Consider the following 25,079-nt stretch of genomic DNA (forward strand, 5'->3'; position numbering starts at 1 on the left):
GCGGCGTTTAACCCTGTAGTGCCTTGACGCCCACATCCCCTGCCGCCTGTTCGCGGATTGCCATGGCGGCGGCCTGCGCGCCTGCGGCGGTCGTGAAATAGGGAATCTTGTCATACAGCGCGATGGAGCGGATGGATTTGCTGTCCTCGACCGCCTGCGCGCCTTCGGTGGTGTTGAACACCAGCTGGATGCCGTTGTCCTTCATCATGTCGGTGATGTCGGGGCGGCCTTCGTAGACCTTGTTGACCACGCCGCAGTCCAGCCCGTGCTCTTTGAGCCAGGCGGCGGTGCCGCGTGTTGCCACGAAGGTAAAGCCAAGCCCGGTCAGCGTTTGCGCGGCTTCCAGCATGGCGGGGGTCTTGTCCATATCCTTGATTGACACGAACACGCAGCCCGCATCGGGTAGCACCATCCCCGCCCCCATCTGCGCCTTGAGGAAGGCGCGGGCAAAGGTCCGGTCCCAGCCCATCACCTCACCCGTGGACCGCATTTCCGGGCCTAGGATCGTGTCCACACCGGGGAAGCGGGCAAAGGGCATCACCGCCTCTTTGACGCTGAACCACGGCATGTTCGGGTTGGCCAATGTCATCGGATCGCCCAAGGGCAGCACCGCGTCATAGCTTGCATCCGCGTCATAGGGCGCGCGCATCGGGAAGGCGGACAGCTTTTCGCCGGCCATGACACGCGCCGCGATGGAGGCGATGGCAGAGTCGGTGGACTTGGCGACAAACGGAACCGTACGGGAGGCCCGCGGGTTCACCTCGATCAGGTAGACGTCGCCGTCCTTGACCGCGAATTGCACGTTCATCAGCCCGACCACGTTCAATGCGCGGGCCAGCGCGTGGGTCTGGCGTTCGACCTCGGCGATGATGTCTGCGGGCAGGGAATAGGGGGGCAGCGAACAGGCGCTGTCGCCCGAATGCACGCCCGCCTCTTCGATATGCTGCATGATGCCCGCCACATGCACCGCCTCGCCGTCACAAAGTGCATCCACGTCCAGTTCCACGGCACCCGACAGGTAGCTGTCCAGCAGCACGGGGCTGTCGCCCGACACCACCACCGCTTCGGAGATGTAGCGTTCGAGGTTGGCCTGATCGCGTACGATCTCCATGGCGCGCCCACCCAGCACGTAAGACGGGCGGATCACCAGTGGGAAGCCGATATCTGACGCAATTTCAAGCGCTTGGGCATCGGTGGAGGCAATCCCGTTGCGCGGCTGCTTCAACCCCAGCTCATTGACCAGCGCCTGAAACCGCTCGCGGTCTTCGGCCAGATCAATCGCGTCGGGGGTGGTGCCGAGAATGGGGATGCCCGCCGCCTCAAGCGCATTGGCCAGCTTCAGCGGTGTCTGCCCGCCAAATTGCACGATCACGCCGTGCAGCGTGCCATTGTCCATCTCGACCCGCAGGATTTCCATCACATGTTCGAATGTCAGCGGCTCGAAATAGAGACGGTCGGAGGTGTCGTAGTCGGTGCTGACCGTCTCGGGGTTGCAGTTGACCATGATCGTCTCATAGCCCGCGTCGGTCAGCGCAAAGCAGGCGTGACAGCAGCAATAGTCAAACTCGATCCCCTGACCGATGCGGTTGGGGCCACCGCCAAGGATCACGACCTTTTTGCGGTCGGAGGGCCGCGCCTCGCACTCCACATCGCCAAAGACCGGCGTTTCATAGGTCGAATACATGTAGGGCGTCTGCGCCTCGAACTCGGCGGCGCAGGTGTCGATGCGTTTGAACACCGCCGTGACGCCAGCGGCGTGGCGGGCGGCGCGCACATCCGCTTCGGTCTGAAGGGTCAGCGCGGCCAGGCGGGCGTCGGAAAAGCCCATCATCTTGAGCGCGCGCAACCCGTCTGCATCCGTGGGCAGGCCAGCGGATTCCACGTCCTGTTCGGCCTCGATCACCTCGCGGATACGGGCAAGGAACCACGGGTCGAATTTCGTGATGGCAAAGATGTCGTCATCTGACAGCCCTTCGCGCATGGCCTGCGCGATGACCCGCAGGCGGTCCGGCGTCTGTTGCGCCAGCGCGCGGGTGATCGCCGCCCGGCCCGTGGCGGGATCGTCCGCGCCGGGAATGGCAATCTCGTCAAAGCCGGTGAGGCCGGTTTCCATCGATGCCAGCGCCTTTTGCACGGATTCGTGGAAGGTGCGGCCAATGGCCATGACCTCGCCCACGGATTTCATCGCTGTGGTCAGGTGCGGCTCTGATCCGGGAAACTTCTCGAACGCAAAGCGCGGGATCTTGGTCACGACATAGTCGATGGTCGGCTCGAAGGACGCGGGCGTCACCTTGGTGATGTCATTGTCCAGCTCATCCAGCGTGTAGCCCACCGCCAGCTTGGCCGCGATCTTGGCAATCGGGAAACCCGTGGCCTTGGACGCCAGCGCCGAGGACCGCGAGACGCGCGGGTTCATCTCGATCACGACCATGCGCCCGTCATCGGGGTTGATCGCCCATTGCACGTTCGATCCGCCGGTTTCCACGCCGATCTCGCGCAGCACAGCGATGCTGTGATTGCGCATGATCTGGTATTCCTTGTCCGTGAGCGTCAGGGCAGGGGCCACTGTGATCGAGTCGCCGGTGTGCACGCCCATCGGGTCCACGTTTTCGATGGAGCAGACGATGATGGCATTGTCGGCGGTGTCGCGCACCACCTCCATCTCGTATTCTTTCCAGCCCAGCAGGCTTTCGTCGACGAGGATCTGGCCCACCGGGCTGGCGTCCATGCCGGACCGGCAAATCGCCATGTAGTCGTCGCGGTTATAGGCCACGCCGCCGCCCGTCCCACCCAGCGTAAAGGCAGGGCGGATAATCGCGGGCAGGCCCACCTGTTCCAGCGTATCAAGCGCCAGCGCCACGCCAGCCTCAAGGTCCTTGGCGCCGTTGGCACCTTTGGGCGCGGTGATGATCTCGGCCTTGGGGTTTTCGATGCCAAGCCGGTCCATCGCCTCGCGGAAGAGCTTGCGGTCTTCGGCCATTTCGATGGCCTCCCGCTTGGCGCCGATCATCTCGACCCCGTACTTGTCCAGCACGCCCATCTCTTCGAGGGCGAGCGAGGTGTTCAGACCGGTCTGCCCGCCCATGGTGGGCAACAGCGCGTCGGGGCGTTCTTTCTCGATGATCTTGGCGACAATCTCGGGGGTGATCGGCTCGATATAGGTGGCGTCGGCCAGACCGGGGTCGGTCATGATCGTGGCCGGGTTCGAGTTCACCAGAATGACCCGGTAGCCTTCTTCGCGCAGTGCCTTGCAGGCCTGTGCGCCGGAATAGTCAAACTCGCAGGCCTGCCCGATGACAATAGGGCCCGCACCGATGATCATGATCGACTGGATGTCGGTACGCTTTGGCATCAGGGCCCCCCGGTATGTGAGTTTGGCCCGCGTTGGCAGGCGCAAGCAAATTGTCGTGGGTTATAGGGATGGGAACGGCGGGTGCAAGGGGCGATTGCAGCCTGTCGCGGCACCTTTGTGCGGCGCATCTGGGTGATGGCGGCCCCATCGGCGCAGAGAAAGCACGCATAAGGGGGCGTGAGACGTCAAATGGCAGAAACCGGCCTGCGCGGCAGGCCGGTTCATGTCAGGCGAATCGCAGCGATCCGCGTCCGGTCAGGTGTGCATCAGCCGCCGATCAGGCGGCCCAGCAGAGATTTCTTGGCCGGGGCCGGTTTGATTTCGACCTGCATCTCTGGCGCGGCGGGCGTCAGCTTGGGCAGGGCCTGCGGCGGCGCGGTGATGTCGGCATCAATTCTGGGCGCGGCGCTGGCCTTGAGCGTGGGTCTGGTTGCCGGTTTGGCCTTTGCTGGCACAACGGGCACAGGGCCTTGCATATGCGGCGGTTGCTGCACATGAGACTTGGGCAGCGGCGTGCGCATCGTCTCGGCGTCGGCGGAACGTGCGGCGTCCTCGGCCAGCAACTCTTTGATCGTCTTCATGGTGAAGGCGGTCGGTTCGCGCCCGGAGGCACCTTTGATCGGTTCGCGTTTTACGTATTCCATCTCGCCTCCAGAAGGCTGTACTCGTCCTTTGAAAATTTAGGCAGGGCTTAACCATGCCCTAAGGTAAACCTTGCGCGCCAAATGGGGCGGTTTCGTGGGGGCGAGGGGGCAAAACGGTGCCATTTTCCGGGCACGCCGCGCCTTATTCTGCGGGCGCGTGGGCCGGCGCATTGTCCTGCGGCGCGGCCTCGCGCGGATAGAGGTAGTCGCGCGTCAGCGGCACCGCGTCCCGCCGGTGGGCCAGCTGAAAATGGTAGACCGCCTGCATCTGATGCTCAAAGGCGAGAATGCATACCGTGAGGTAATACTGGAACATCCGCACAAACCGGTCGTCATAGCGCGCCCGCACCTCGTCCAGCCGCGCGTTGAACCGGTCGCGCCAGTGGCGGATGGTCTGCGCGTAATGCAGCCGCCAGATTTCGATGTCGGTCTGCCACAGGCCAGAGCGTTCCATGGCCGGGGCAAGCTCGGACAGGGACGGCACATAGCCGCCGGGAAAGATATACTTGTTGATCCACGACGAATGCGCCATCGGTGGCGCGGACCGACCAATCGTATGGATCAGCGCCACGCCATCGGGGTCCAGCAGGTCCGACACTTTGGCAAAATAGGTGCCGTAATTCGGCACGCCCACATGTTCCAGCATCCCCACAGACACGATCCGGTCAAACGTGCCCTTGACGTGCCGGTAGTCGCGCAGGTCGAACCGCACCTTGTGCGACAGGCCCGCCTCATCCACGCGCGCCTGCGCCGTGGCCAGTTGGTTGTCGCTGAGCGTGACACCCAGCACCTCGCAGCCGTAGTCGCGCGCCAATGTCATCGCCATCCCGCCCCAGCCGCAGCCTATGTCCAGCACCCGCATCCCCGGCTCCAGCCGCAGCTTGCCCGCGATATGCGCCTTTTTGGCCACCTGCGCCTCTTCGAGGGTCATGTCGGGGTCGCGGAAATAGGCGCAGGAATATTGCATGTCCGCGTCCAGAAACAGCCGGTAGAGGTCGTCCGAGATGTCGTAGTGATGCGCCACATTGCGCCGCGCCGTGCGGGGGGCGTTGCGCTGGATGAACGCGCGCGCATGGAACCGCGCGCGGTTCAGGGCCAGCATCCAGCCGGGCACATGGCCGTGATTGCGGTTGCGGATGATGATGGTCAGCAATTCGTCCAGCGTGCAGTTCTGCGGGCACAGACGTTCATCCATATACGCCTCGCCAAAGCCCAGATCGGGGTTCAGCACCAGCGCCCGCACCGTGTCGTCCCCCGACAGGGCCAGATGCGCCCGGTCACCCGTTTCGGGCCCGTAATCGCGCGTCGTGCCATCGGGATAGGTCACGCTCAGCCGGTCCACGACCATCATGCGTGTCAAAAATTGATCCAGAAGACGTGCCCACATGGCTCACCCTCCATGTTGCGATTGATGAGGATAAATCTGTGCCAGGAGGGCAGGTTAGGTCAAGTGTCAGGCCTCTGCCGCGTCGGCGAATGCGCGCACAGTCCCTTCAAATCCGCGTGGATCATCTGCGTGCAGCCAATGTCCCGCGCGGGGCAGTTTCGCAAACCGGGCGCGGGGAAACAGCCCGCGAATGGTGTTACGGTGTTCCGGCAGCACATAATCCGACGCGCCCCCCGACAGGAACAGAGTTGGCCCGTCATACTGTGCCGTGACCTGCGGAAAGCTCATGATTTTGGGCATCTCGGCCTCCAGCGCGTCAAGGTTCAGACGCCACGTCTGACCCGCCACATCCAGCGACTGGGTGAGAAAGGCGCAGATGGCCGGATCGACCCCCTGCGCCTGCAATTGCGCGTTGGCCTCTGACCGGCGGGTGACTGCGGACAGGTCGACCGCGCGCATCGCGTCGATCATCGGCAACTGGCTGTGCGTGTAGGTCACCGGCGCAATGTCGCCCACCACCAGCCGCCGCACGACGTCCGGGGCGCGCAGCGCCAGCATCATCGCCGCTTTGCCGCCCATCGAATGCCCCACCACGTCCATTGGACCGCCAAGGGCGCGGATCACCTCTTCGAGATCGGCAGCCAGATCGTCATAGCCGTTTGCGTCACTGTGAAAGCTGTTGCCGTGATTGCGCATGTCCACCGTGATGACGTGGCGCGTGTCGCTGAGCCGTTTGGCGATCACGCCCCAGTTCCGGCCCGACCCGTAAAGGCCATGCGCGATCAGCAATGGGGGTGCGGTTGCATCCCCGTAGGTCTGGTAAGCCAACATGGTGAGAGGCTTAGCGTGGGCGCGCCCCTCTTTCCAGTCCGTTCACAAGCAGGTAGTTTGCGCCCATGGAAAGTGCCGAAACCATTGCCGCACGTGCTGCGCGTTTGCAGGAAGGGCTGGAACGCGCCTTTGGGGTGCGGGCCAAGTCGCTGGACACCGCGCTGCGACGCACGGGCCGCCGCCTGCCGCGCCGTCTGCGCGCCGAAGCGCGCCGCGTGGTGGATGCCCAGAAATTCGGGGGCCAGCCCAAGCTGATGCGTCAGGTCGATGCCGCCGCGCTTGACCGGGCCGAGGGGCGGGTGCTGGATTACCTCGGCGGGATCGACCGGGCGGACCGGCGCAAGGGCCGCCTGCTGGCGCTGGCGGGTGTGCTGGCGTTCAACCTGCTGTTTGTGGTGACGGCATTCATCGTCTGGATGTGGTGGACCGGGCGCGTCTGAACCGCTACTGGCGCATCCCGTTTGCGTCAAAGCGCATCACCTGCGCCGTGTCCCAGTCCAGCGCACAGGTCTGGCCCTCGTGCGGGATGGGCTGGCCTGCATCCTGACGCACCGTGATCTGCCCACCATCCTTGGCCCGCAGATGGATCAGCGTTTCCGCGCCCAAGGCTTCGGCATAGCCCACGACCGCCTCCAACTGGCCCTGATCGGTCAGGCGCACATGTTCCGGGCGGATGCCGATCCGCCCGCCACCACCACCACCGCCGCCGATCAAAGCGGCGTCGATGAAATTCGTAGGCGGCGAGCCGATGAACCCCGCAACAAACTCGGTCGCCGGGTTGGCATAGACGTCCAGCGGCGCGCCAATCTGGTCGGCCACGCCCGCATTCATCACAATCATCCGGTCAGCCAGTGTCATTGCCTCGACCTGATCATGCGTCACATACAGCGACGTGACCCCCAGTTCGCGCTGCAATTGCTTGATCTCCAGCCGCATCTGCACGCGCAGCTTGGCATCAAGGTTCGACAGCGGCTCGTCAAAGAGGAACACAGCGGGCTTGCGCACGATGGCGCGGCCCATCGCGACCCGCTGGCGCTGGCCGCCCGACAATTCGCGCGGCTTGCGTTGCAGGTAGGGTTCAAGTTGCAAGAGCTTGGCCGCGGTGGCCACGCGGTCTGCAATTTCGGGCTTGGGCACCTTTGCGATCTTCAGCCCGTAGGCCATGTTGTCAAAGACCGACATATGCGGGTAGAGCGCGTAGTTCTGGAACACCATGGCGATATCGCGGTCCATCGGTTCTTCGTTGTTGACGACGCGCCCGTCGATCTGCACCTCGCCCGAGGTCACGGTTTCCAGCCCCGCCACCATACGCAGCAACGTGGATTTGCCACAGCCCGATGGGCCCACGATCACCACAAATTCGCCGTCCGCGATATCCATGTCGATGCCGTGGATCACGTCCGTCGGGCCAAAGGATTTCTTGAGGTTTTTGAGCGTGACTGTTGCCATTACTTTTCGCTTTCCACCAAGCCGCGGATAAAGAGTTTCTGCATCCCCACCACCACAATCACCGGCGGCACCATGGCAAGGATCGAGGTGGCCATGATCACCGGCCAATCGGCAATGTCATCGCCCGACGGGAACATCTGTTTGATGCCCATCACGATGGTGTTCATGCTGGGATCGGTCGTGATCAGCAGCGGCCACAGATACTGGTTCCAGCCATAGATGAACAGGATCACGAACAGGGCCGCGATATTGGTCCGGCTCATCGGCAGCAGAATGTCGATGAAAAAGCGCATCGGTTTGGCCCCGTCCACACGCGCGGCCTCGGCCAGTTCGTCCGGCACGGTCATAAAGAATTGCCGGAACAGGAACGTTGCCGTCGCCGACGCAATCAGCGGCAGGATCAGCCCGGAATAGCTGTTCAGCATCCCGAAATTCGCAATCACCTCGAATGTGGGCACAATCCGCACCTCGACGGGCAGCATCAGCGTCAGAAAGATCAGCCAGAAGAACAATTTGCGCCCCGGAAACCGGAAATAGACAATGGCAAAGGCCGACAGCAGCGAAATGGCGATTTTGCCAATCGCGATGCCCATCGCCATGATCAGAGAGTTCAGCAGCATCGCCGCCACCGGTGCGTTCACGCCCGAGGTCAGCGCCTTGGTGTAGTTCTCGATCAACTGGTCGCCCGGCAAAAGCGGCATGGGCGGGCGCACGATCTCTTGCTGGTCCACGGTTGAGGCGACAAAGGCCAGCCAGATGGGAAAGAAGATAAAGGCCACGCCAATGATCAGCCCCAGATGGGTCAGCCACAACCCGCCGCCCCGCTTTTCGACCATGCCATTGCGCTCTGACATCAGTAATGCACCCGCCGTTCGATATATTTGAACTGAACCACGGTCAGCACCGACACGATGGCCAGCAGGATCACCGATTGCGCGGCGGACGATCCAAGGTCCTGCCCGACAAACCCGTCGGAATAGACCTTGTAGACAAGGATCGTCGTGGCCTGTTGCGGCCCGCCGCTGGTGATCGTGTGGATCACGCCGAAGGTCTCGAAAAAGGCGTAGATGATGTTCACCACCAGCAGGAAAAATGTCGTGGGCGACAGCAGCGGCCAGACGATGGTGCGGAACCGGGTCCAGAACCGCGCGCCGTCAATCGCCGCCGCCTCGATCACCGATTTCGGGATCGCCTGAAGCCCCGCAAGGAAGAACAGAAAGTTATAGCTGATCCGGCCCCACGCGCTGGCCACAACCACAAGGCCCATCGCCTCGCCTTCGTTCAGCACGTGGTTCCAGTCGTAGCCCAGAAGGCCCAGATACCACGTCACCACACCCACGCGGGTGTTGAACATAAAGAGCCACAGCACACCGGCCACCGCAGGAGCGACCGCATAGGGCCAGATCAGAAGCGTGCGGTAGGTGCCGGACCCCTTGATCAGCCGGTCGGCCAGCACGGCCAGATACAGCGCCACACCCATCGACACCACCGTCACGAGGATCGAAAAGATCGCCGTGGTCAGGAAAGAGGCACGGTAATAGCGGTCCGACAGCAGGTATTCGAAATTGCCAAGGCCCACCCACTGCATCGACAGCCCAAAGGGGTCAGGGATGAACAGCGACTGATAAATCGCCTGACCCGCAGGATAAAAGAAAAAGACAGCCGTGATCAGAATCTGCGGCAGAACCAGCAGAAGCGGCAGCCAGATGCCTTTGAAAGTGACGCGCTTTTCCATGGTCGGTAAGGGCCGCCCCGATCAAACGGAGCGGCCCGTTTTCATCAGCGCGAGGCTTGCTCGAACCGGCGCAGCAGCGCGTTGCCGCGCTCTGCGGCGCTGTCCAGCGCCTCTTGGGCCGACTTGTCACCGGACCAGACGGCCTCCAGTTCTTCGTCGATGATGCCGCGGATCTGGTCGAACGAGCCCAGACGCAGACCTTTGGAGTTTTCCGTCGGCTCCTTCGCGGTCATCTGGATGACAGCGATGTCGGTGCCGGGGTTGGCCTCGTAAAAGCCTTGCTGCTTGGTCAGTTCACCCGCCTCTGCCGTGATCGGCAGATACCCGGTGTCCTGATGCCACTTGGCCTGAATCTCCGCCGAGGACAGGAAATCCATGAATGCCGCGACGCCCGCATATTCGGCGTCTTCGTGGCCTTCCATCACCCACAGGGACGCACCACCGATGATGGTGTTCTGCGGCTCGGAGGCGACAGCTTCCCAATAGGGCAGGGGCCGCACTTCGAAGTCGAACTCGGCTTCGGCCTTGATCCCGGCGTAACCAGCGGAGGATTCAGTGAACAGCGCGCATTCGCCCGCGCGGAAATTGGCACCGCCCTCGTTGCGGCGACCGGCATAGATAAACTTGCCGTCCTGCGCCCACTGACCCATCGCGGACACGTGCGCCACTTGTGCTGCGCCGTTCAGCGCCAGTTCGGTATCGGTCCCGGCAAAGCCGTTCTCTTTGGTCGCAAATGGCGTGTCGTGATAGGCCGAGAAGTTTTCGAGGTGAATCCAGCTTTGCCATGCGGTGGTCATCGGGCAGTCCACGCCTGCCGCCTTGAGGCCGTCCAGCACGCCGCCCACCTGTTCCCATGTCTCCATCGGCGTGTCGGGGTCCAGACCCGCTTCGGCCAGCTTGTCACGGTTCACCCACAGAACGGGCGTGGACGAGTTAAAGGGCAGCGACAGCATGTTGCCATCCGCCGAGGTGTAGTAGCCCTTGACCGACCCGATATATTTCGACTGGTCAAAGCCGTCGCCCATCACCTCGTAAACGGGGCGCACCGCGCCTTGGGCCGCCATCATCGTGGCGGTGCCCACCTCGAACACCATCAGGATGTGCGGCTGTTCACCGGCGCGAAAGGCGGCGATGCCAGCGTTCAGCGTTTCGGAATAGTTGCCCTTGTGCGTCTGCACGACGGTGTAGTCGCTTTGGCTGGCGTTGAACGTGTCGACCTGTTCGGCCACCAGTTCGCCCAACCGGCCTGTGAAGGCGTGCCAGAACTGAACTTCGGTCTGCGCATAGGCGGCTTGCGTAGCGCCAAGCATCGCCGTTGCAGCAATGAAAGATGTGCTGAGTTTCATGTGGTTCTCCCTTTCGGCTTCATGGTTCGTATCGAACGACGGGTCGTTCCGGCCTTCTGCGTGCCAATGCTGGCGAGGATAGGCCGGTACGCGTAATGCGTGCAATTGCGTTTGTGTTTCACGACGGCACCCCGCTCAGCGGGACGGGTGTCAGGATGGTGTCCACCAGCGCGGGCAGGTCGGCGAAATCGTCGAAACTGGCCATATGCGCGATCTCATCCAGCGGGCGTTTGCGATAGCCCTTGGTGAACAGTAGGAACGGCACGCCCGCGCGGGTGGCGGTTTCGGCGTCAATCTCGCTGTCGCCGACATAGAGGCAGGGGCCATCGCCGCCCAACGCGTCAAAGGCGGCGCGCAGCGGTGCGGGGTCGGGTTTGCGGCCCAGCGGATTGTCCCCGCCCCAGACCGTGTCGAAAAACGCGTCCAGGCGCAGGTGGCGCAGCACTTTGGTGGCGGGGCGGTGCAGCTTGTTGGTGCAAATGCCCAACGTGTATGTGCGGGACAGGGACGTCAGCGCCGCAGGCACGTTCGGGTAGGGCACGGTAAGGCTGACCGCATCGTCATAGCGCGCCACTAGGTCCGCCAGCAGCGGCTCTTGCAGGTGATCGGGCAGGCCGCGCGCGGCGCGCATCTTTTGCACAAAGACGCCAATCCCCTCGCCAATGAAACTGTGGGTGTCCTCCAGCGTGATCGGGGCTGCGTCCACCGTGGCCAGTGCCGCATTGGCAATGCCACAGATGTCCGGCGCGCTGTCGATCAGCGTGCCATCAAGGTCAAAGACGATGCGCGCGTTCATGGCCGGTCCACCACGTAATCAGGCACAATGCCAGACCGGGCAATCGCGCTGCCCACATCCTGCCCCGCGAAAAAGCCGTAATCCGCGATCAGCGCCGATCCCACCCCGGCACTGCGCGCGCCCAGAATATCGGTGTGCAGGCTGTCGCCCACCATCAGCACCCGCGATTTGTCCACCGGCCCCAGCCGTTTGAACGCCAGATCAAAGATGTTGGTGAATGGTTTGCCAAAAAAGTCCGGTGCAACGCCGGTGCGGTCCGCCAGCCGATGCGCAAAATGCCCCGGCTCCGTGGAAAACCCCTGTTCTCGGGGGGCGACAATGTCGGGATTGCCCACCAGAACGGGGCGCGGGCGGTCCTGCAATGCGGCCTCCAGCAGCGCCTGCCGCTCTTCGGTCCATGCCGCTGACCCCACCATCAGGAACCCGTCAACCTCTGCATAGGGGCCGGGGTCTTCTTCGAGGTAGGTCAGGGTCAGCCCTTCGAGGTCGCGCAGACCGGTGCTGCGTGTCGCCATCAGACCCCAGTGCAGCCCACGCTGCCCGTTCATCCCCGCCAGCAGCGTGGCGCGGCTGGTGATCACATCCTCGGGCGCGAAATCGTATCCCAGCCGCGTGTATTTCTCCATCAGCGCTGCGTGCGGGAACCCTGCGGCGTTCGACACGATCATCACCCGCTTGCCTGCGGCCTTCAGGGCCTCGACCCGTTCGGGTGTGCCGGGAATGGCCGTCTCACCGATGTTGAGCACGCCAAAGGCATCCAGCAGGAACACGTCAAACGCGTCGGCCAGATCGGCGAGTGTGCCCGCCTGTCGGCTGGTCCGTGCATCCGCACCCAAGGCGGGCAAGCGGTGGCGCACGGCCTCATAGGCCTGAAAGGCCTGCTCTGCTGAGATGGCGGTCAAATGATTGCCCCCCGCACCTTGGCCGACACCCATTCGCTGATCACCACCGCCACAAGGATCACGATCAGGATCAGGCTGACCTGCGGCCACGCCAGCACGTTGAGCGAGGCGGACAGTTGCAAGCCGATGCCGCCTGCACCAACAAGACCCAGCACGGTGCTTTCGCGGATGTTGATGTCCCACCGGAACACGGCAATGCCTGCAAATGCGGGCAGGATCTGCGGCACGATCCCATAGGCCATGACCTGCCAACGGCTGGCACCGGTGGCGGTGATCGCCTCGACCTGCGTCTGGTCGATCTCTTCGATCGCCTCATACAGCAGTTTGGCGCAGAATCCGATCGACCGGATCGCAATGGCGATGACACCGGCAAACACACCCGGCCCGATGATCGCAATCAGCAACAGCGCCCAGATCAGCGAGTTGATCGACCGCGTCGACACAATGATCAAGAGCGCAACAGGCCGGATGAACAGCGCCGACGGCGTGGTGTTGCGTGCGGCCAGAAACGCCACCGGCACAGCAAGGCACAGCGCAATCAGCGTGCCCAGCGTGGCGATGTTCAGCGTGTCCCAGATCGGGCGGCCCAGCTGCGTGATGTATTCCCAGCGCGGCGGCGTGGCGCGGGTCCAGATGTCGCCCGCGATGCGCGGCGCGTCAAAGACAAAAAACCACGTGGTTTTCGCTGAAATCATCAGCCAGCAGACGGCAAACACCGCCAGCCCCAGCAACCAGCCAAACGCGCGGGTCAGGCTTTCGCGTGCGGTCCGTCGCCGCCAGATCTGCGCGTCCCCGCGCGCCAACACCGGCATTACTGCACCCTCGCGCGGACAATGCCCGACAGATATTCCAGCGCCATGACAATGCCGATGATCAACAAAAGGATCGCCGCCGCCGTGTCGTATTCGTATCGGTCAAAGGCGGTGTTCAGCGTCGCCCCGATCCCACCCGCGCCGACAAGGCCCAGAATGGCGCTTTCGCGAAAGTTGATGTCGATCCGGTAGATCGACAGCCCCACAAGGCGCGGCATGACCTGCGGCTGCACCCCGTAATTGATCCACTGCGTCCAGCGCGCACCGCTGGCCTTGATCGCCTCGGCCTGCACGCGGTCCATCGCCTCAATATCCTCGGCCAAGAGCTTGGACAGGAACCCGATGGTGGCAAAGGACAGGGTCAGAAACCCAGCGAGCGGGCCAAAGCCAAAGATCGCCACCAGCAGGATCGCCACGATGATCTCCTGCAAGGCCCGGCTGATCGCAACGATGCCCCGGCAGATCATGTAAACGGGCAACGGCGCTATATTGCGCGCAGCCCCCAACCCGATGGGGATCGAAATCGCGATGCCCACCACGGACGCCGCCACGGTCATTACGATGCTTTCCAACAGCCCGCTCCAGATGTCGCTCCAGCGCGAGGTGAAATCCGGGCTGGTAAAGGCCAGCACAAAGGCCCAGCCCCGGTCAAGCCCGACATAGACGCGGCCCCAATCAACCTCGATGGTCAGGTAAGCGGCAATCAGATAGACGACAAAGCCGACAATCAGCGTCCAGCGCAGCGCGGCGTTTTTCACAAAGGCGGGCTTGCGCCAGCTTTTGCCCAGCATCTGGTCGAGGGTCACGTCGCTCATTCGGCGGCCTCGATCTCTTCTTGTTCTTCTTCGACCTTCTCGATGGTCGCTTCCCAGTCTTCCTCGCCGTAAATCTCGGTCAGTTTGTCCGGGGTCAGACCTGTCGGCAGACCGTCATAGACAATCTCGCCAAAGCGCAGGCCAACGACGCGCGGCACGAACATCTGCGCCAGCGCCACGTCGTGAATGTTGATAATCGCGGCCAGCCCGCGCTCCTGACAAAGCTCCGTGATCAGGCGCATGATCTGGCGGCTGGTCTTGGGGTCCAGCGACGCGGTGGGTTCGTCCACCAACAGCAGCTTGGGGTTCTGGATCAGTGCGCGGCAGATGCCCACCCGCTGGCGCTGCCCGCCGGACAGTTCGTCGGCGCGCTTGTCGGCCATGTGCAACAGGCCCACGCGGTCCAGCAGGCGGAACGCCTCGTCCACATCCGGCTGCGGATAGCGGCGCAGGAACGACCGCCAGAACCCGACATAGCCCAGCCGCCCCGACAGCACGTTTTCCATCACGGTCAGCCGCTCGACCAGCGCATATTCCTGAAAAATCATGCCCATCTCGCGCCGCGCCTTGCGCAGCGCGCCCGAGCCGAGGCCGGTCAGGTCCACATCCTCCAGCAGCACCGCGCCGCTGGTGGGTTCCACCAGCCGGTTGATGCAGCGGATCATGGTGGATTTGCCCGCGCCCGAAGGCCCGATCAACGCCAGCACCTGCCCCTTGGGCACGTCCAGATCAATCGCTTTCAGCGCCTGATCGCCGGTCTTGTATGTCTTGGTCAGCTTTTGAAGGCGCAGCATGAAAAAGCCCCTAACGCGGCAACGTGACAGGCCCGTGACGGGCCTGTCAGATCAGTTTCGGTTTACTCGCAGGCGTAGGAAACGCCGTTGGCCGCATCAATCTTGCGGATCACTTCCCAAAATTCCTGGTAGGTCATTTCAAGGAACTGACCTTCGTTCGACTTGGAGAATTCGGCCTCCAGCGTCGTGCCCTCCCACTCAAAGCTAAAGAACGCATTGCGGATGCTGTCCTGCAATTCGGGCGTGAGGTTGTAGACCGTGCCAAAGCCCGTGGTGGGGAAGGTCTGCGATTTGTAGATCACCTTCACGTCGTCCTCGCTGATCACGTCGCGGCTGATCATGCGCGACTTGACCGAGTTAGCGATGGACGCCGCCGTATAGTCCTTGTTGGCCACGCCAAGGATCGAGTTGTCGTGCTTGCCCGAGAAAACCGGTTCAAAATCACGGTCGGGCAGCATGTCGAAATCGCCCTTGAGGATGGCCGACGGCGCTTTGAAGCCGGAATTGGATGTGGGCGAGGTAAAGGCCAGTTGCTTGCCCTTGATGTCCTCGACCGCTTCAATGCCAGAGCCGGGATAGGTGATAATCTCCATCTCGTAGCCGAAATTGCCGTCCTTTGACGCCATGATCGTGAATGGGCGGAAGCCCGCACAGTTCACCGCCAGCGGGTTCGACCCGGTGTTGAATCCCGCGATATGCAATCGGCCCGACCGCATCGCTTCGATCTGTGCGGCGTTGTTCTGGACGGGGAAAAACACGACATCCTTGCCGGTCTCGGCCTCCAGATGTTCAAGGAAATCGGACCATGCGGTCTTGTAGACGGCGGGGTCTTCGACCGGGGTATAGGCAAAGATCAGCGTGTCGGGGTCAATCTGGTCCGCCGCGTCCGTGGGGATGTCCGCGATCAGGTCGCCATCGGCGTCACAGAACCGCGCATCCAGATCGCCGCGCGGGCAATCCTGTGCCGACGCCGTGCCACCCAGCGACATGAGTGCAATGGCAGATGCGCCCAGCAAAAGTTTGATATCCAGTTTCATGGTTGTCCTCCCTGACATGCGGCCCTTTGCGCGCCGCGATTGGTTGATTAGCTTTCTTCAGTCACAAGTATTTCCACCTCTGCCGCCACCAGCGCGCTCAGCAGCGCGTCCTGCGGGCGTTTGTCGACGACGATGGATTGCAGTCCCGACAGGTCGCCCACATGGGCCAGCCCCTTGCGCCCGAATTTCTCTGAATCGATGAGCAGGTGGCGTTCGACCGCGCGGTGCAGCATCACCCGCTTGACGGCGGCAAAGCCGCGCACCGTCTCGGATGGACCTTCCTCGGAAAAGCCGGACGATCCAATCATGCAGCGGTCCACGTTGAACCGGCCAAGGAATTCCAGCGTTTCGGTTCCGATCACAGCCGATTCCGCCGCAAGGTATTCGCCGGGGCACAGCAACACCTGAGCGGCCCCGTGCCCAAGGGTCATCGCCACGGGAATCGAATTGGTGATGACGGTGCAGGGCGTGCCACGATAGGCCAGCGCCCGCGCCATTTCGATGGTGGTCGACCCGGAATCGATCATCACCGTCTCGCCATCGCGCACCAGATCCGCCGCCCGGCGTCCGATCCGCTCACGTTCTTCGACCCGCGCGTTGGCGCGTTCGTTCAGGCTTGGGTAATGCCCGCGCGTCGGTGCCGTGGCACCGCCATGCGCACGCGCCACCAACCCTTCGTCGGCCAGCGCGTCGAAATCGCGGCGTAGCGTTTCCGTCGAGACATTGAACCGCTCGGACAGTTCGCTGATTCGAACATGAGGACGCAGTTTCAGCTCCAGCAGGATTTGACGGCGACGCTCTGTTTTCTTGAGGCGCGCCTGACCGTTGTCCCGGCCCCGCTCACTCGTCTGCGTTTTTGGCATCAAACCTTCCCACTGGTCGTAACAGCGAAACTGTGGCGTTTCCGGCGGAAACGCAATTATTTTGTTGCATAAGCCTCCAAACCAGTGTGAGTTTTTTGAAATGTCCACAGAACACAGTTCACAAGGCCACCCAACCCGCCCCCGCGTTTCGTCTTTTGGAACAGGGGGCTATGGGGTGTGGGCCGCTGCTTGTGGTGTGCGCTGAGATGGCAAAACCCGCACCCATCGCCCAACAGATTGCCGCCCTGCCGGTGCGCTGGGACAGCAAGGGCAGGGCGCGTGTGCTGATGGTGACGTCACGCGACACCGGGCGCTGGGTCATGCCCAAGGGGTGGCTGATGGACGGCAAGAAACCATGGCACGCCGCCAAGATCGAAGCGCTGGAAGAGGCCGGCGCAATTGGTTTCGTGTCGGACCGCGCCATAGGGCATTACCACTACACCAAACGGCTTGGCGGCGGTCGCAAGGTGGTCTGCCGCGTGACCGTCTACCCGATGATCGTGGACCGCCTGAAACGCCGCTGGAAAGAGCGCAAGGAACGCAAACGCCATTGGTTCGCGCTGCGCAAGGCGGCCAAACTGGTGAACGAGACCGAATTGACCGCGCTGTTGCGCACATTGGCTGACAGCCCCGACACGCTGCACGGCATCGAGGATTTGCGTCAGGCCTCCTGAGGCCCGGCGATAAAAAGCCGGAACAAACCGGCACGTTTGAAACCAAGGGAGAAAAACCATGAAAAAACTAGGACATGTCGCGGCCGGGTCGCTCATCGCCTTTGCGGCGTCGATCGGGGCGGCACAGGCGGACAAGCTGACATTCTACTGCTCGGCGCAAGAGGACTGGTGCCAGCTGATGGCGCGCAGCTTTGAGGATGCCACCGGCATCGACGTCAACATGACCCGCAAATCATCGGGCGAAACCTTTGCCCAGATCCGTGCGGAATCGTCCAACCCCAAGGGCGACGTCTGGTGGGGCGGCACCGGCGACCCGCACCTGCAAGCCGCCGAAGAGGGGCTGACCATGGAATACGTGTCGCCCATGCGCGACCAGTTGCACGACTGGGCCATCAGTCAGGCCGAAAGTGCCGGCAACAAGACCATCGGCATCTATTCGGGCGCGCTGGGCTATGGCTACAATGCCGACCTGCTGGCCGCCAACAACCTGCCCGAACCCGCCTGCTGGAAGGACCTGCTAAAGCCTGAATTCAAGGGCCACGTGCAAATGGCCAACCCCAACTCGTCCGGCACCGCCTACACGACCCTCGCGTCGATGGTTCAAATCTTTGGCGAGGACGAAGGCTTTGACTTCATGAAAGGCCTGCACACCAACATCAACCAATACACCAAGTCCGGCTCCGCCCCGATCAAGGCCGCAGGCCGTGGCGAAAACACCGTTGGCATCGTGTTCATGCACGACGCGGTGAAACAGGCTGTCTCCGGCTTCCCGATCAAGGTGGTCGCCCCCTGCGAGGGCACCGGCTACGAAATCGGGTCAATGTCGATCATCGACGGGGCCCGCAACGTGGACGAGGCCAAGAAGTTCTACGATTGGGCGCTCAGCACGGATGCGCAGAACCTCGCGCTTGAGGTCAACGCGTTTCAGGTGCCGTCGAACAAGGGCGCGGAAACCTCCGCAAGCGCGCCGGACATGTCGACGATCAAGCTGATCGACTATGACTTCAAAAAATATGGCTCGTCGGACGAACGCAAACGCCTGCTGCAAAAATGGGACGAAGAGGTCTCGGTACTGCCGCAGTAAGTGACGGACGACACATCAAAAAAGACCCCCCCGGTCCTGATCTTCTGGATCATCGCCGGGTGGGTCGGCTACTGCCTGCTGCCGTGGTACATGGTAGAGGACGGGTTGTGGTCGTTCCGCTGGGTGCTGGACGGCTACCCCTTTGACGAGGATGTCGCGCCCGGTCTGTTCCTGATCGCGCAAGGCGAAAAACTGTGGCTCGCCCCGTTGCTGATCCCGCTGACCCTGCCGCTTCTGGTGCTGCGGTGCCCGAAATCCGACCCGCTCTATGCCAAGGTGCTGATCCTTGCCGGTGCGCTGGGCTTTGGCTGGCTCATCGCCCAAGGCTTTTCCATCGGTATCCGTGGGTTCAATTTTGACTGGCTCAAGTCGGCGTTCGGCGATCTGGGGGACCGCCAGTTTGGCATGGGCTACGGCGCGATGATCTGCGCCGCGAGCTTTCTGTTTCTGCTGACCCAAGGCATTGCGGCGCGCGGTGCAATCAACGGCGACGTGTTTGTGGTCAGCGCCGTGGGTGGCGTGATCACCATTGTCACCGCCTTTGTCTTTTTCCCGATTGCCAAGATGCTTTTCGCCGCCTTCGTGACCGAGGACGGCGCGTATTCGCTGTCGGTCTTTGCGTCCAAATTCTTTGACGACCGGCTGTGGGGGCTGGGCTGTTTCTGGGGCGCGCGCTGCGGGGCGGCTTGGAATTCGCTCATCCTCGCCATTCTGGTGGGGATCATCACCACCGTGCTGGGGCTGGCCTTTGCGCTGGTCGTGACCCGGTCGGGCTTTCGTTACAAACGCGCACTCAGGGCGCTGACCGTGCTGCCCATCATCACGCCGCCCTTTGTGATCGGGCTGGCGCTGATCCTGCTTTTTGGTCTGTCGGGCACGGTGACCCAGTTCTTTGCCGATCTGTTCGGCACCCAGCCGACCCGCTGGCTTTATGGGATGCCCGGCGTGCTCATTGCGCAGACGCTGGCCTTTACGCCCATCGCCTTTCTGGTGCTGATCGGTGTGGTCGAAGGTGTGTCGCCGTCGATGGAAGAGGCGGCGCAAACCCTCCGCGCCAACCGCTGGCAGACCTTCCGCACCGTGTCGCTGCCGCTGATGCGTCCGGGGCTGGCCAACGCGTTCTTGCTGGGGTTCATCGAAAGCATGGCGGATTTCGGCAATCCGCTGGTGCTGGGCGGCAATTTCGACGTGCTGTCGACCGAGATTTTCTTTGCCATCGTTGGCGCGCAATATGATCAGGGGCGGGCCGCCGTGCTGGCCATGGTGCTGCTCTTTTTCACCCTGTCGGCCTTTTATGCGCAACGCGTGTGGCTGGGCCGGAAAAGCTATACCACCGTCACCGGCAAGGGCGACGCGGGCGTGCACCCGCTGATGCCCGTGGGCCTGTCGATGCCGGTGCTGCTGGTGGCGCTGGGCTGGGCGCTGTTCACCATCGTGGTCTACGCGATGATCATCTACGGCAGCGTGGTCGAATTGTGGGGCGTGAACAACACGCTCACGTTCAAGCATTACGTGACCGCGTTCTCGGTCCGCATCGAGGCCGAGGGCATCCGCTGGACCGGGGCCGCATGGGACAGTTTCTGGACCACGATCACCATTGCGGCGCTGGCCGCACCGCTCACCGCCGCGGTGGGTCTGGTGACGGCCTATCTGCTCACCCGGCAGAGCTTTGCAGGCAAGAACGCGTTTGAGTTTGGCACGATGCTGTCCTTTGCCATCCCCGGCACGGTGATCGGCGTCAGCTACATCCTTGCCTTCAACGTGCCGCCCATCGAAATTACGGGCACCGGTGTGATCCTTGTGATCAGCTTTATCTTTCGCAACATGCCCGTGGGTGTGCGGGCGGGGATTGCGTCGATGTCCCAACTGGACAAGTCGCTGGACGAATCCTCGCTTACGCTCGGCGCGAACTCTTGGCAGACCTTTCGCCGGGTGATCCTGCCGCTTTTGCGGCCCGCCATCCTTGCAGCGCTTGTCTATAGTTTTGTGCGCGCGATGACCGCCATCTCGGCGGTGATTTTCCTTGTGTCGGCGGAATACGACATGGCCACCAGCTATATCATCGGGCGGGTCGAGAACAATGATTACGGCCTCGCCATCGCCTATTCCACGACGCTGATCTTTGTGATGCTGTCGGTCGTCGCCTTCATGCAATTTGTTGTTGGGCGCACGCAGATCGGGCGGCGCATGAGCCAGTCGCGCACCAATGTGTAAAGGACCCCGCGCATGAGCATCCAATCCAAAGCGGCGCCCGTCCGGTTCGAGGCGGTATCCAAGCGGTTCGGCAAGGACGTTGTGGCCGTCGACACCATCGACCTGCACGTAGACGCGGGCAAGCTGGTGACGCTGCTCGGTCCCTCGGGCTGCGGCAAGACAACGACCCTGCGCATGATCGCGGGGCTGGAAATGGCAAGCTCGGGCCGCATCCTGATCGGCGACCGCGACGTGACACGGCTGCCCGCCACCGACCGCGACGTGTCCATGGTGTTTCAGTCCTACGCCCTGTTTCCGCACATGAGCGTGCTGGAAAACGTCAAATACGGGCTGACGTTCTCAGGCTTTGCCAAGGACGAGGCGCGGAGCCGCGCGCTCAAGGGCCTCGAACTGGTGGGCCTCAAGGGCTTTGACGCCCGCCTGCCGTCCGAACTGTCCGGCGGCCAGCAGCAACGCGTCGCCGTGGCTCGCGCGCTGGTGCTGGAACCGCAGGTGCTGCTCTTTGACGAACCGCTGTCGAACCTCGACGCGAAACTGCGCCGCCAGGTGCGCGAGGACATCCGCGCCATCCAGCAGGACCTCGGCCTCACGGTTGTCTACGTCACCCACGATCAGGAAGAGGCGCTGGCCGTCTCCGACGAAATCGTCGTGATGCGCAACGCGGGCATCGCGCAGATCGGCACGCCACGGCAACTCTACGACGCCCCCAACGACCGCTTTGTCGCCGATTTCATCGGCGAGGCGAACCTGCTCGCCTGCGAGATCACGGAGGTGCAGGGCGACACCGCCACCGTCCGGATCGACGGCCACCTTCACCAGTTGCCCGCGCGCGGCCTGCCACCGGGCAAGGCCACGCTCGCCGTGCGCCCTTCGCGCATCCGTATCGGCACCGGCAGCGGCATCGCCGCAACCGTGGCCAAGGCCACCTATGTGGGCGTGCGCATGGAATACACGCTGACCGGCGCGTTCGGGCAGGTCTTTGCCGTGCAGGATGATGTGGACGATCCGCTGAAACCGGGTACAGATGTCACCATGACATTCGCCCAAAAAGGGCCTGTTCTCTTGCCGGAGTGATCCCCTTGCCCAAGCTGATTTTCGTCACCCACCCCGAAGTGGTGGTGGACCCCGACCGCCCCGTCACCGACTGGACACTGCGCGACACAGGCCGCGCCCGCGCCACAGCCTTTGCCAGCCACAGCGCAGTTGCAGATGTCACCCACATCTGGACCAGCGCCGAACGCAAGGCGCGCGAAACCGCCGATATCCTCGCCGCAAGGCGGGGCATCCCGGTGGCCACCCATGCCGATCTGGGCGAAAACGACCGCTCCGCCACGGGGTTTCTGCCCCCCGATCAGTTCGAAGCCGCCGCCGACATGTTCTTTGCCCAACCGGGTGACAGCTTTCGCGGCTGGGAAACCGCACAGGCGGCGCAAGCGCGGGTCGTAGGCGCGACCCAAACCATCCTGTCACAGCACGCGGGCACAGACCTGATGATCGTGGCGCATGGGGCCGTGGGCACGCTGCTGTGGTGCCACCTGACCGGGTCCGCCATCAGCCGGGACCACGATCAACCGCGACAGGGGTGCTACTGGGTGGCCAACCTGCCGGACCTCACCGTTCACGGCCCGTGGCAGCCCATCGCGCCCTAGACGGACCACGCCGCGTCGGCAATCTCCACCAGCGTGTCAAACACATCCGCACTGCCCGCAACCACCCGGCCACCGCTGCGGATCATCGCGTCCGCATCCTGATCCTCGATCCGCCCGCCCGCTTCGGCAATCATCAACTGGCCCGCCAGACAATCCCACGCGTTCATGTGCTCTTCGACATAGCCCAGCAACCGGCCATCCGCGACATAGGCCAGCGACAGCGCACCGCTGGCATTGCGGTGATACAGCGCACCACGGTCGATTACGGCTGCGATCACGGGCAGCACATGCGCCGCCTGCACCCGGTTGGAATACCCGATGGACACGGTGCCACTGTCCAGCGGCACGCCCGCCGCGACCTGCATCGTGGCCCCGTTCATCGTGGCCCCGTGCCCGCGCAGCGCGGCATAGGTCTCGCCCACATTCGGCTCGTGGATCACGCCCACTTGGGTCTGCCCCCCCGACACCCCCGCCAGAACGACCGTCCATGCGGGGATGCCATTGACGAAATTCGTGGTGCCATCAATCGGGTCAATCACCCAATCAAACCCGCTGGTCCCTGCCTTGGGGGCGTGCTCTTCTCCGACGATCCCGTCATCGGGCCAGGTGTGTCCGATCCGGTCGCGAATGAAGGTTTCGACATTTTTGTCGGCCTCGCTCACCCAGTCCTGCGCACCCTTCTGGTCCACGACCAAGGTCGCGCGGTTCGCAAAATATGCGCGCGCCACATCGCCCGCCGCGTGGCACAGGTCCACGGCAAATTCCATACGGTCAGACAGGTGTTCCACTGGCTCAGGCTCCTTTGGCAGCAATGCGGTCTGGCCCCGGTCGGTGCAAGGGCCATAGCCCAGCCTAGCCGACAGGCGGCAGGGTCCGACAGGCGTTTTTGGCCAAGGGGCAGGCCTGTTTGATATGCGTCAACGTCACGGGCATCCGCCGCAAGACAGCGCGGCGGCCCGTCTGATCTGTGCAAGGTGCCGAACACCCCGGATCGTATACCGGGGGATCTTGGCGCACGCGCCCTGCGCCAATCCCCGGGCAGGTGCGGCAGCCCCCCATGGGCCACGGCTCTGACGCAGAGCGGTCCAAAGCCAATGGGACAGGCCCCCCCGGCGGTACAAACAGCACACGGCAACCATCTGACAGGTCCGGTATCGCGCGCGCTCAGGCCGCAGGCGGGTCCAGCACATAGACCTTGCCAATGGCGCCCGGCAATTGGCGATAGGTGCGAAAACCCATCGCCGCGTAATAGGCAAGACCGGCCGCGTTGCTGTCCGCGATTGTCGCGTCGATCTTAGCAAGGCCCGCCGCCTGTGCCGCCGCCAGCGATGCCGCAAACAGCGCTCTGCCCACACCTTGGCCCGTGGCGCTGGCATCGACATAGCTGCCGATGATCCCATAGCCGTCGGGCAGGTCAAACGGGTTGCCCTCCGTCGCTCGCTTGAGCGACTGAAACCCCAGAATGTCGCCCGCAGCATCCACAGCCACCGAACAGCGCAGCCCGTCGGGATGGGTGATGTAATGCGCCGTGACATGATCGGGCGCAAAGGGTCTTGGGCTGTTCCACGACACCAGCACGTCCCGCAGGATGCGGCTCATAGCCTTTGCGTCGGCCACCGTGGCTGCGCGGATGGTCAGGGTCATGCGGATGGCTCCGCTTGGCGTCCCAGATAGGCCGACACCCTGTGTGCGGGCGCAGCTGTCTGATCCGGTCCCAGCATTGTCGCGGTCCACGCCGCACTCTCGAACTGGACGATGTGCAATTCCCAGACACATCCGACGATCTCCAGCACGCCGGTGCGGAAATCCGTAGGCCTGTCCCACGGTGCCTTGATCTGGTCGGCGTGCGCCAGCACGCTGCCCCATTGCCAGTAGAAGGTGGGCGAGACAACGGCGGTCTCGGCAAAGTGGATGATCTGAAACCCGACGCCGTGATTGCCCGTCGGGTCGTCCAGCGGTCCGGGTGCGGGCAGGCGGTCCAGCGCGTGGGATGTCGCCGCTGCGATGATGGCGTCTTCATTGTGCCGGTTGTCGGCAAAAATCGCATAGCGCTTGAGGTGCCAGCCCCGCGCGTCGACAGGGCTCAGCGACACGGTTTTGCGTGGTTGAAACGGGTTCAGATGATCCAAGCCGATCTCCTCTTCGCGGCACGTTGGCCAAGGACGTCACCACCCTCAACACCACCGTAGGGTGGGCATCCTGCCCACCGTCCGCCGCCGATAAAAGCGCAGCGTTTGAGAAGCCAGCACGATCCCCCGACACAGGCCCGCAGCGCGCTTTCACATGGTTGATCCGGGTCCAGATTGCTCAAGCCGACCTCCCCGTCGCGCCGCGTTGGCCAAGGACATCACCACCCTCAACCCCACCGTCCGCCGCCAATGAAAGCGCAGCGTTTGAGAAGCCAGCACGATCCCCCGACACAGGCCCGCTGCGCGCTTTCACATGGTTGATCCGGGTCCAGATTGCTCAAGCCGACCTCCCCGTCGCGCCGGGCTGGCCAAGGACGTCACTACCCTCAACACCACCGTAGGGTGGGCATTTTGCCCACCGCTTTTTTTGTCCAAATCTTAACGTATTGTGAATCTGTCTCTGTAAGCTGTTGATTTTTGGTGTTTGGATTGCTGTCCCATGCTGGGACAGCGTGCCTGGGGTTACAGGTTTGGATAGAGAGGGAAGCGGGCGCAGAGGTCTGCGA

At 63.0% G+C, this 25,079-nt stretch carries 24 protein-coding genes; 6 read left to right on the top strand and 18 right to left on the bottom strand.

Annotated elements, in window-relative coordinates:
- Window positions 1–7: 7 nt before the first annotated feature.
- The 4 genes from carB to Q1A85_RS22075 all read right to left on the bottom strand — a co-directional run bounded on the left by carB (window position 8) and on the right by Q1A85_RS22075 (window position 6,214).
- Entirely contained in the window at window positions 8–3,352 is a 3,345-nt protein-coding gene (gene carB, locus Q1A85_RS22060; RefSeq protein ID WP_299694992.1) for a carbamoyl-phosphate synthase large subunit, read from the bottom strand.
- Window positions 3,353–3,618: 266 nt separating this feature from the next.
- Window positions 3,619–3,996, bottom strand: a complete 378-nt coding sequence (locus Q1A85_RS22065; RefSeq protein ID WP_299694993.1) for a hypothetical protein — start codon at window positions 3,994–3,996, stop codon at window positions 3,619–3,621.
- Between the two features lie 142 nt (window positions 3,997–4,138).
- On the bottom strand, window positions 4,139–5,383 hold the full coding sequence (locus Q1A85_RS22070) for a cyclopropane-fatty-acyl-phospholipid synthase family protein (RefSeq protein WP_299694994.1): 1,245 nt from the start codon (window positions 5,381–5,383) through the stop codon (window positions 4,139–4,141).
- Window positions 5,384–5,449: 66 nt separating this feature from the next.
- A complete protein-coding gene (locus Q1A85_RS22075; RefSeq protein WP_299694995.1) occupies window positions 5,450–6,214 on the bottom strand; it encodes an alpha/beta fold hydrolase in 765 nt (254 codons plus the stop codon).
- A gap of 65 nt (window positions 6,215–6,279) precedes the next feature.
- On the opposite strand from Q1A85_RS22075, the gene Q1A85_RS22080 reads away from it, so the two are divergent.
- Window positions 6,280–6,654: a hypothetical protein gene (locus Q1A85_RS22080; RefSeq protein ID WP_299694996.1), complete on the top strand. Its 375-nt coding sequence runs from the start codon at window positions 6,280–6,282 to the stop codon at window positions 6,652–6,654.
- A 4-nt stretch (window positions 6,655–6,658) separates the two neighbouring features.
- On the opposite strand, the gene ugpC is transcribed toward Q1A85_RS22080, so the two are convergent.
- From ugpC to Q1A85_RS22135, 11 genes are all read right to left on the bottom strand, one after another.
- Complete coding sequence (gene ugpC / locus Q1A85_RS22085) at window positions 6,659–7,663, bottom strand: sn-glycerol-3-phosphate ABC transporter ATP-binding protein UgpC (RefSeq protein ID WP_299694997.1); 1,005 nt, start codon at window positions 7,661–7,663, stop codon at window positions 6,659–6,661.
- Window positions 7,663–8,499 (bottom strand): sn-glycerol-3-phosphate ABC transporter permease UgpE, encoded by an 837-nt coding sequence (gene ugpE / locus Q1A85_RS22090; RefSeq protein ID WP_299695020.1) that lies wholly within the window; start codon window positions 8,497–8,499, stop codon window positions 7,663–7,665. Before ugpE ends, ugpC begins: the two co-directional genes overlap by 1 nt.
- Before the next feature lie 17 nt (window positions 8,500–8,516).
- On the bottom strand, window positions 8,517–9,398 hold the full coding sequence (ugpA, locus tag Q1A85_RS22095; protein WP_299694998.1) for a sn-glycerol-3-phosphate ABC transporter permease UgpA: 882 nt from the start codon (window positions 9,396–9,398) through the stop codon (window positions 8,517–8,519).
- 44 nt (window positions 9,399–9,442) lie between these two features.
- A complete protein-coding gene (ugpB, locus tag Q1A85_RS22100; RefSeq protein WP_299694999.1) occupies window positions 9,443–10,744 on the bottom strand; it encodes a sn-glycerol-3-phosphate ABC transporter substrate-binding protein UgpB in 1,302 nt (433 codons plus the stop codon).
- Between the two features lie 118 nt (window positions 10,745–10,862).
- Window positions 10,863–11,540, bottom strand: coding sequence for an HAD-IA family hydrolase (locus Q1A85_RS22105; protein WP_299695000.1), 678 nt, complete (start codon window positions 11,538–11,540; stop codon window positions 10,863–10,865).
- A complete protein-coding gene (locus Q1A85_RS22110) occupies window positions 11,537–12,442 on the bottom strand; it encodes an HAD-IA family hydrolase (RefSeq protein ID WP_299695001.1) in 906 nt (301 codons plus the stop codon). The genes Q1A85_RS22105 and Q1A85_RS22110 overlap by 4 nt, the downstream gene beginning before the upstream one ends.
- The gene (phnE, locus tag Q1A85_RS22115) at window positions 12,439–13,254 is read right to left on the bottom strand and encodes a phosphonate ABC transporter, permease protein PhnE (protein ID WP_299695002.1); all 816 of its coding nucleotides are present in this window, start codon (window positions 13,252–13,254) and stop codon (window positions 12,439–12,441) included. Before phnE (Q1A85_RS22115) ends, Q1A85_RS22110 begins: the two co-directional genes overlap by 4 nt.
- Window positions 13,254–14,069, bottom strand: a complete 816-nt coding sequence (gene phnE / locus Q1A85_RS22120; protein ID WP_299695003.1) for a phosphonate ABC transporter, permease protein PhnE — start codon at window positions 14,067–14,069, stop codon at window positions 13,254–13,256. The genes phnE (Q1A85_RS22115) and phnE (Q1A85_RS22120) overlap by 1 nt, the downstream gene beginning before the upstream one ends.
- Window positions 14,066–14,863, bottom strand: coding sequence for a phosphonate ABC transporter ATP-binding protein (gene phnC / locus Q1A85_RS22125; protein WP_299695004.1), 798 nt, complete (start codon window positions 14,861–14,863; stop codon window positions 14,066–14,068). The genes phnE (Q1A85_RS22120) and phnC overlap by 4 nt, the downstream gene beginning before the upstream one ends.
- Before the next feature lie 62 nt (window positions 14,864–14,925).
- Window positions 14,926–15,900, bottom strand: coding sequence for a phosphate/phosphite/phosphonate ABC transporter substrate-binding protein (gene phnD / locus Q1A85_RS22130; RefSeq protein WP_299695005.1), 975 nt, complete (start codon window positions 15,898–15,900; stop codon window positions 14,926–14,928).
- A 47-nt stretch (window positions 15,901–15,947) separates the two neighbouring features.
- A complete protein-coding gene (locus Q1A85_RS22135) occupies window positions 15,948–16,763 on the bottom strand; it encodes a DeoR/GlpR family DNA-binding transcription regulator (RefSeq protein ID WP_299695006.1) in 816 nt (271 codons plus the stop codon).
- 206 nt (window positions 16,764–16,969) lie between these two features.
- Here Q1A85_RS22135 and Q1A85_RS22140 point away from each other — a divergent pair, with 206 nt between their 5' ends.
- The 5 genes from Q1A85_RS22140 to Q1A85_RS22160 are packed head-to-tail and all read left to right on the top strand — an operon-like array spanning window position 16,970 to window position 22,384.
- Complete coding sequence (locus Q1A85_RS22140; RefSeq protein ID WP_299695007.1) at window positions 16,970–17,437, top strand: NUDIX hydrolase; 468 nt, start codon at window positions 16,970–16,972, stop codon at window positions 17,435–17,437.
- A 58-nt stretch (window positions 17,438–17,495) separates the two neighbouring features.
- Complete coding sequence (locus Q1A85_RS22145) at window positions 17,496–18,521, top strand: ABC transporter substrate-binding protein (RefSeq protein ID WP_299695008.1); 1,026 nt, start codon at window positions 17,496–17,498, stop codon at window positions 18,519–18,521.
- The gene (locus Q1A85_RS22150; protein WP_299695009.1) at window positions 18,522–20,735 is read left to right on the top strand and encodes an iron ABC transporter permease; all 2,214 of its coding nucleotides are present in this window, start codon (window positions 18,522–18,524) and stop codon (window positions 20,733–20,735) included.
- 12 nt (window positions 20,736–20,747) lie between these two features.
- Window positions 20,748–21,809, top strand: coding sequence for an ABC transporter ATP-binding protein (locus Q1A85_RS22155; protein ID WP_299695010.1), 1,062 nt, complete (start codon window positions 20,748–20,750; stop codon window positions 21,807–21,809).
- Between the two features lie 5 nt (window positions 21,810–21,814).
- A complete protein-coding gene (locus Q1A85_RS22160) occupies window positions 21,815–22,384 on the top strand; it encodes a histidine phosphatase family protein (RefSeq protein WP_299695011.1) in 570 nt (189 codons plus the stop codon).
- On the opposite strand, the gene Q1A85_RS22165 is transcribed toward Q1A85_RS22160, so the two are convergent.
- From Q1A85_RS22165 to Q1A85_RS22175, 3 genes are all read right to left on the bottom strand, one after another.
- The gene (locus Q1A85_RS22165; RefSeq protein ID WP_299695013.1) at window positions 22,381–23,172 is read right to left on the bottom strand and encodes an inositol monophosphatase family protein; all 792 of its coding nucleotides are present in this window, start codon (window positions 23,170–23,172) and stop codon (window positions 22,381–22,383) included. The two genes, Q1A85_RS22160 and Q1A85_RS22165, sit on opposite strands and share 4 nt — an antisense overlap.
- Window positions 23,173–23,548: 376 nt before the next feature.
- A complete protein-coding gene (locus Q1A85_RS22170) occupies window positions 23,549–24,028 on the bottom strand; it encodes a GNAT family N-acetyltransferase (RefSeq protein WP_299695014.1) in 480 nt (159 codons plus the stop codon).
- Complete coding sequence (locus tag Q1A85_RS22175; protein WP_299695016.1) at window positions 24,025–24,513, bottom strand: hypothetical protein; 489 nt, start codon at window positions 24,511–24,513, stop codon at window positions 24,025–24,027. The genes Q1A85_RS22170 and Q1A85_RS22175 overlap by 4 nt, the downstream gene beginning before the upstream one ends.
- Window positions 24,514–25,079 lie beyond the last annotated feature (566 nt).

This window comes from uncultured Tateyamaria sp., assembly GCF_947503385.1.
Taxonomy (GTDB): domain Bacteria; phylum Pseudomonadota; class Alphaproteobacteria; order Rhodobacterales; family Rhodobacteraceae; genus Tateyamaria.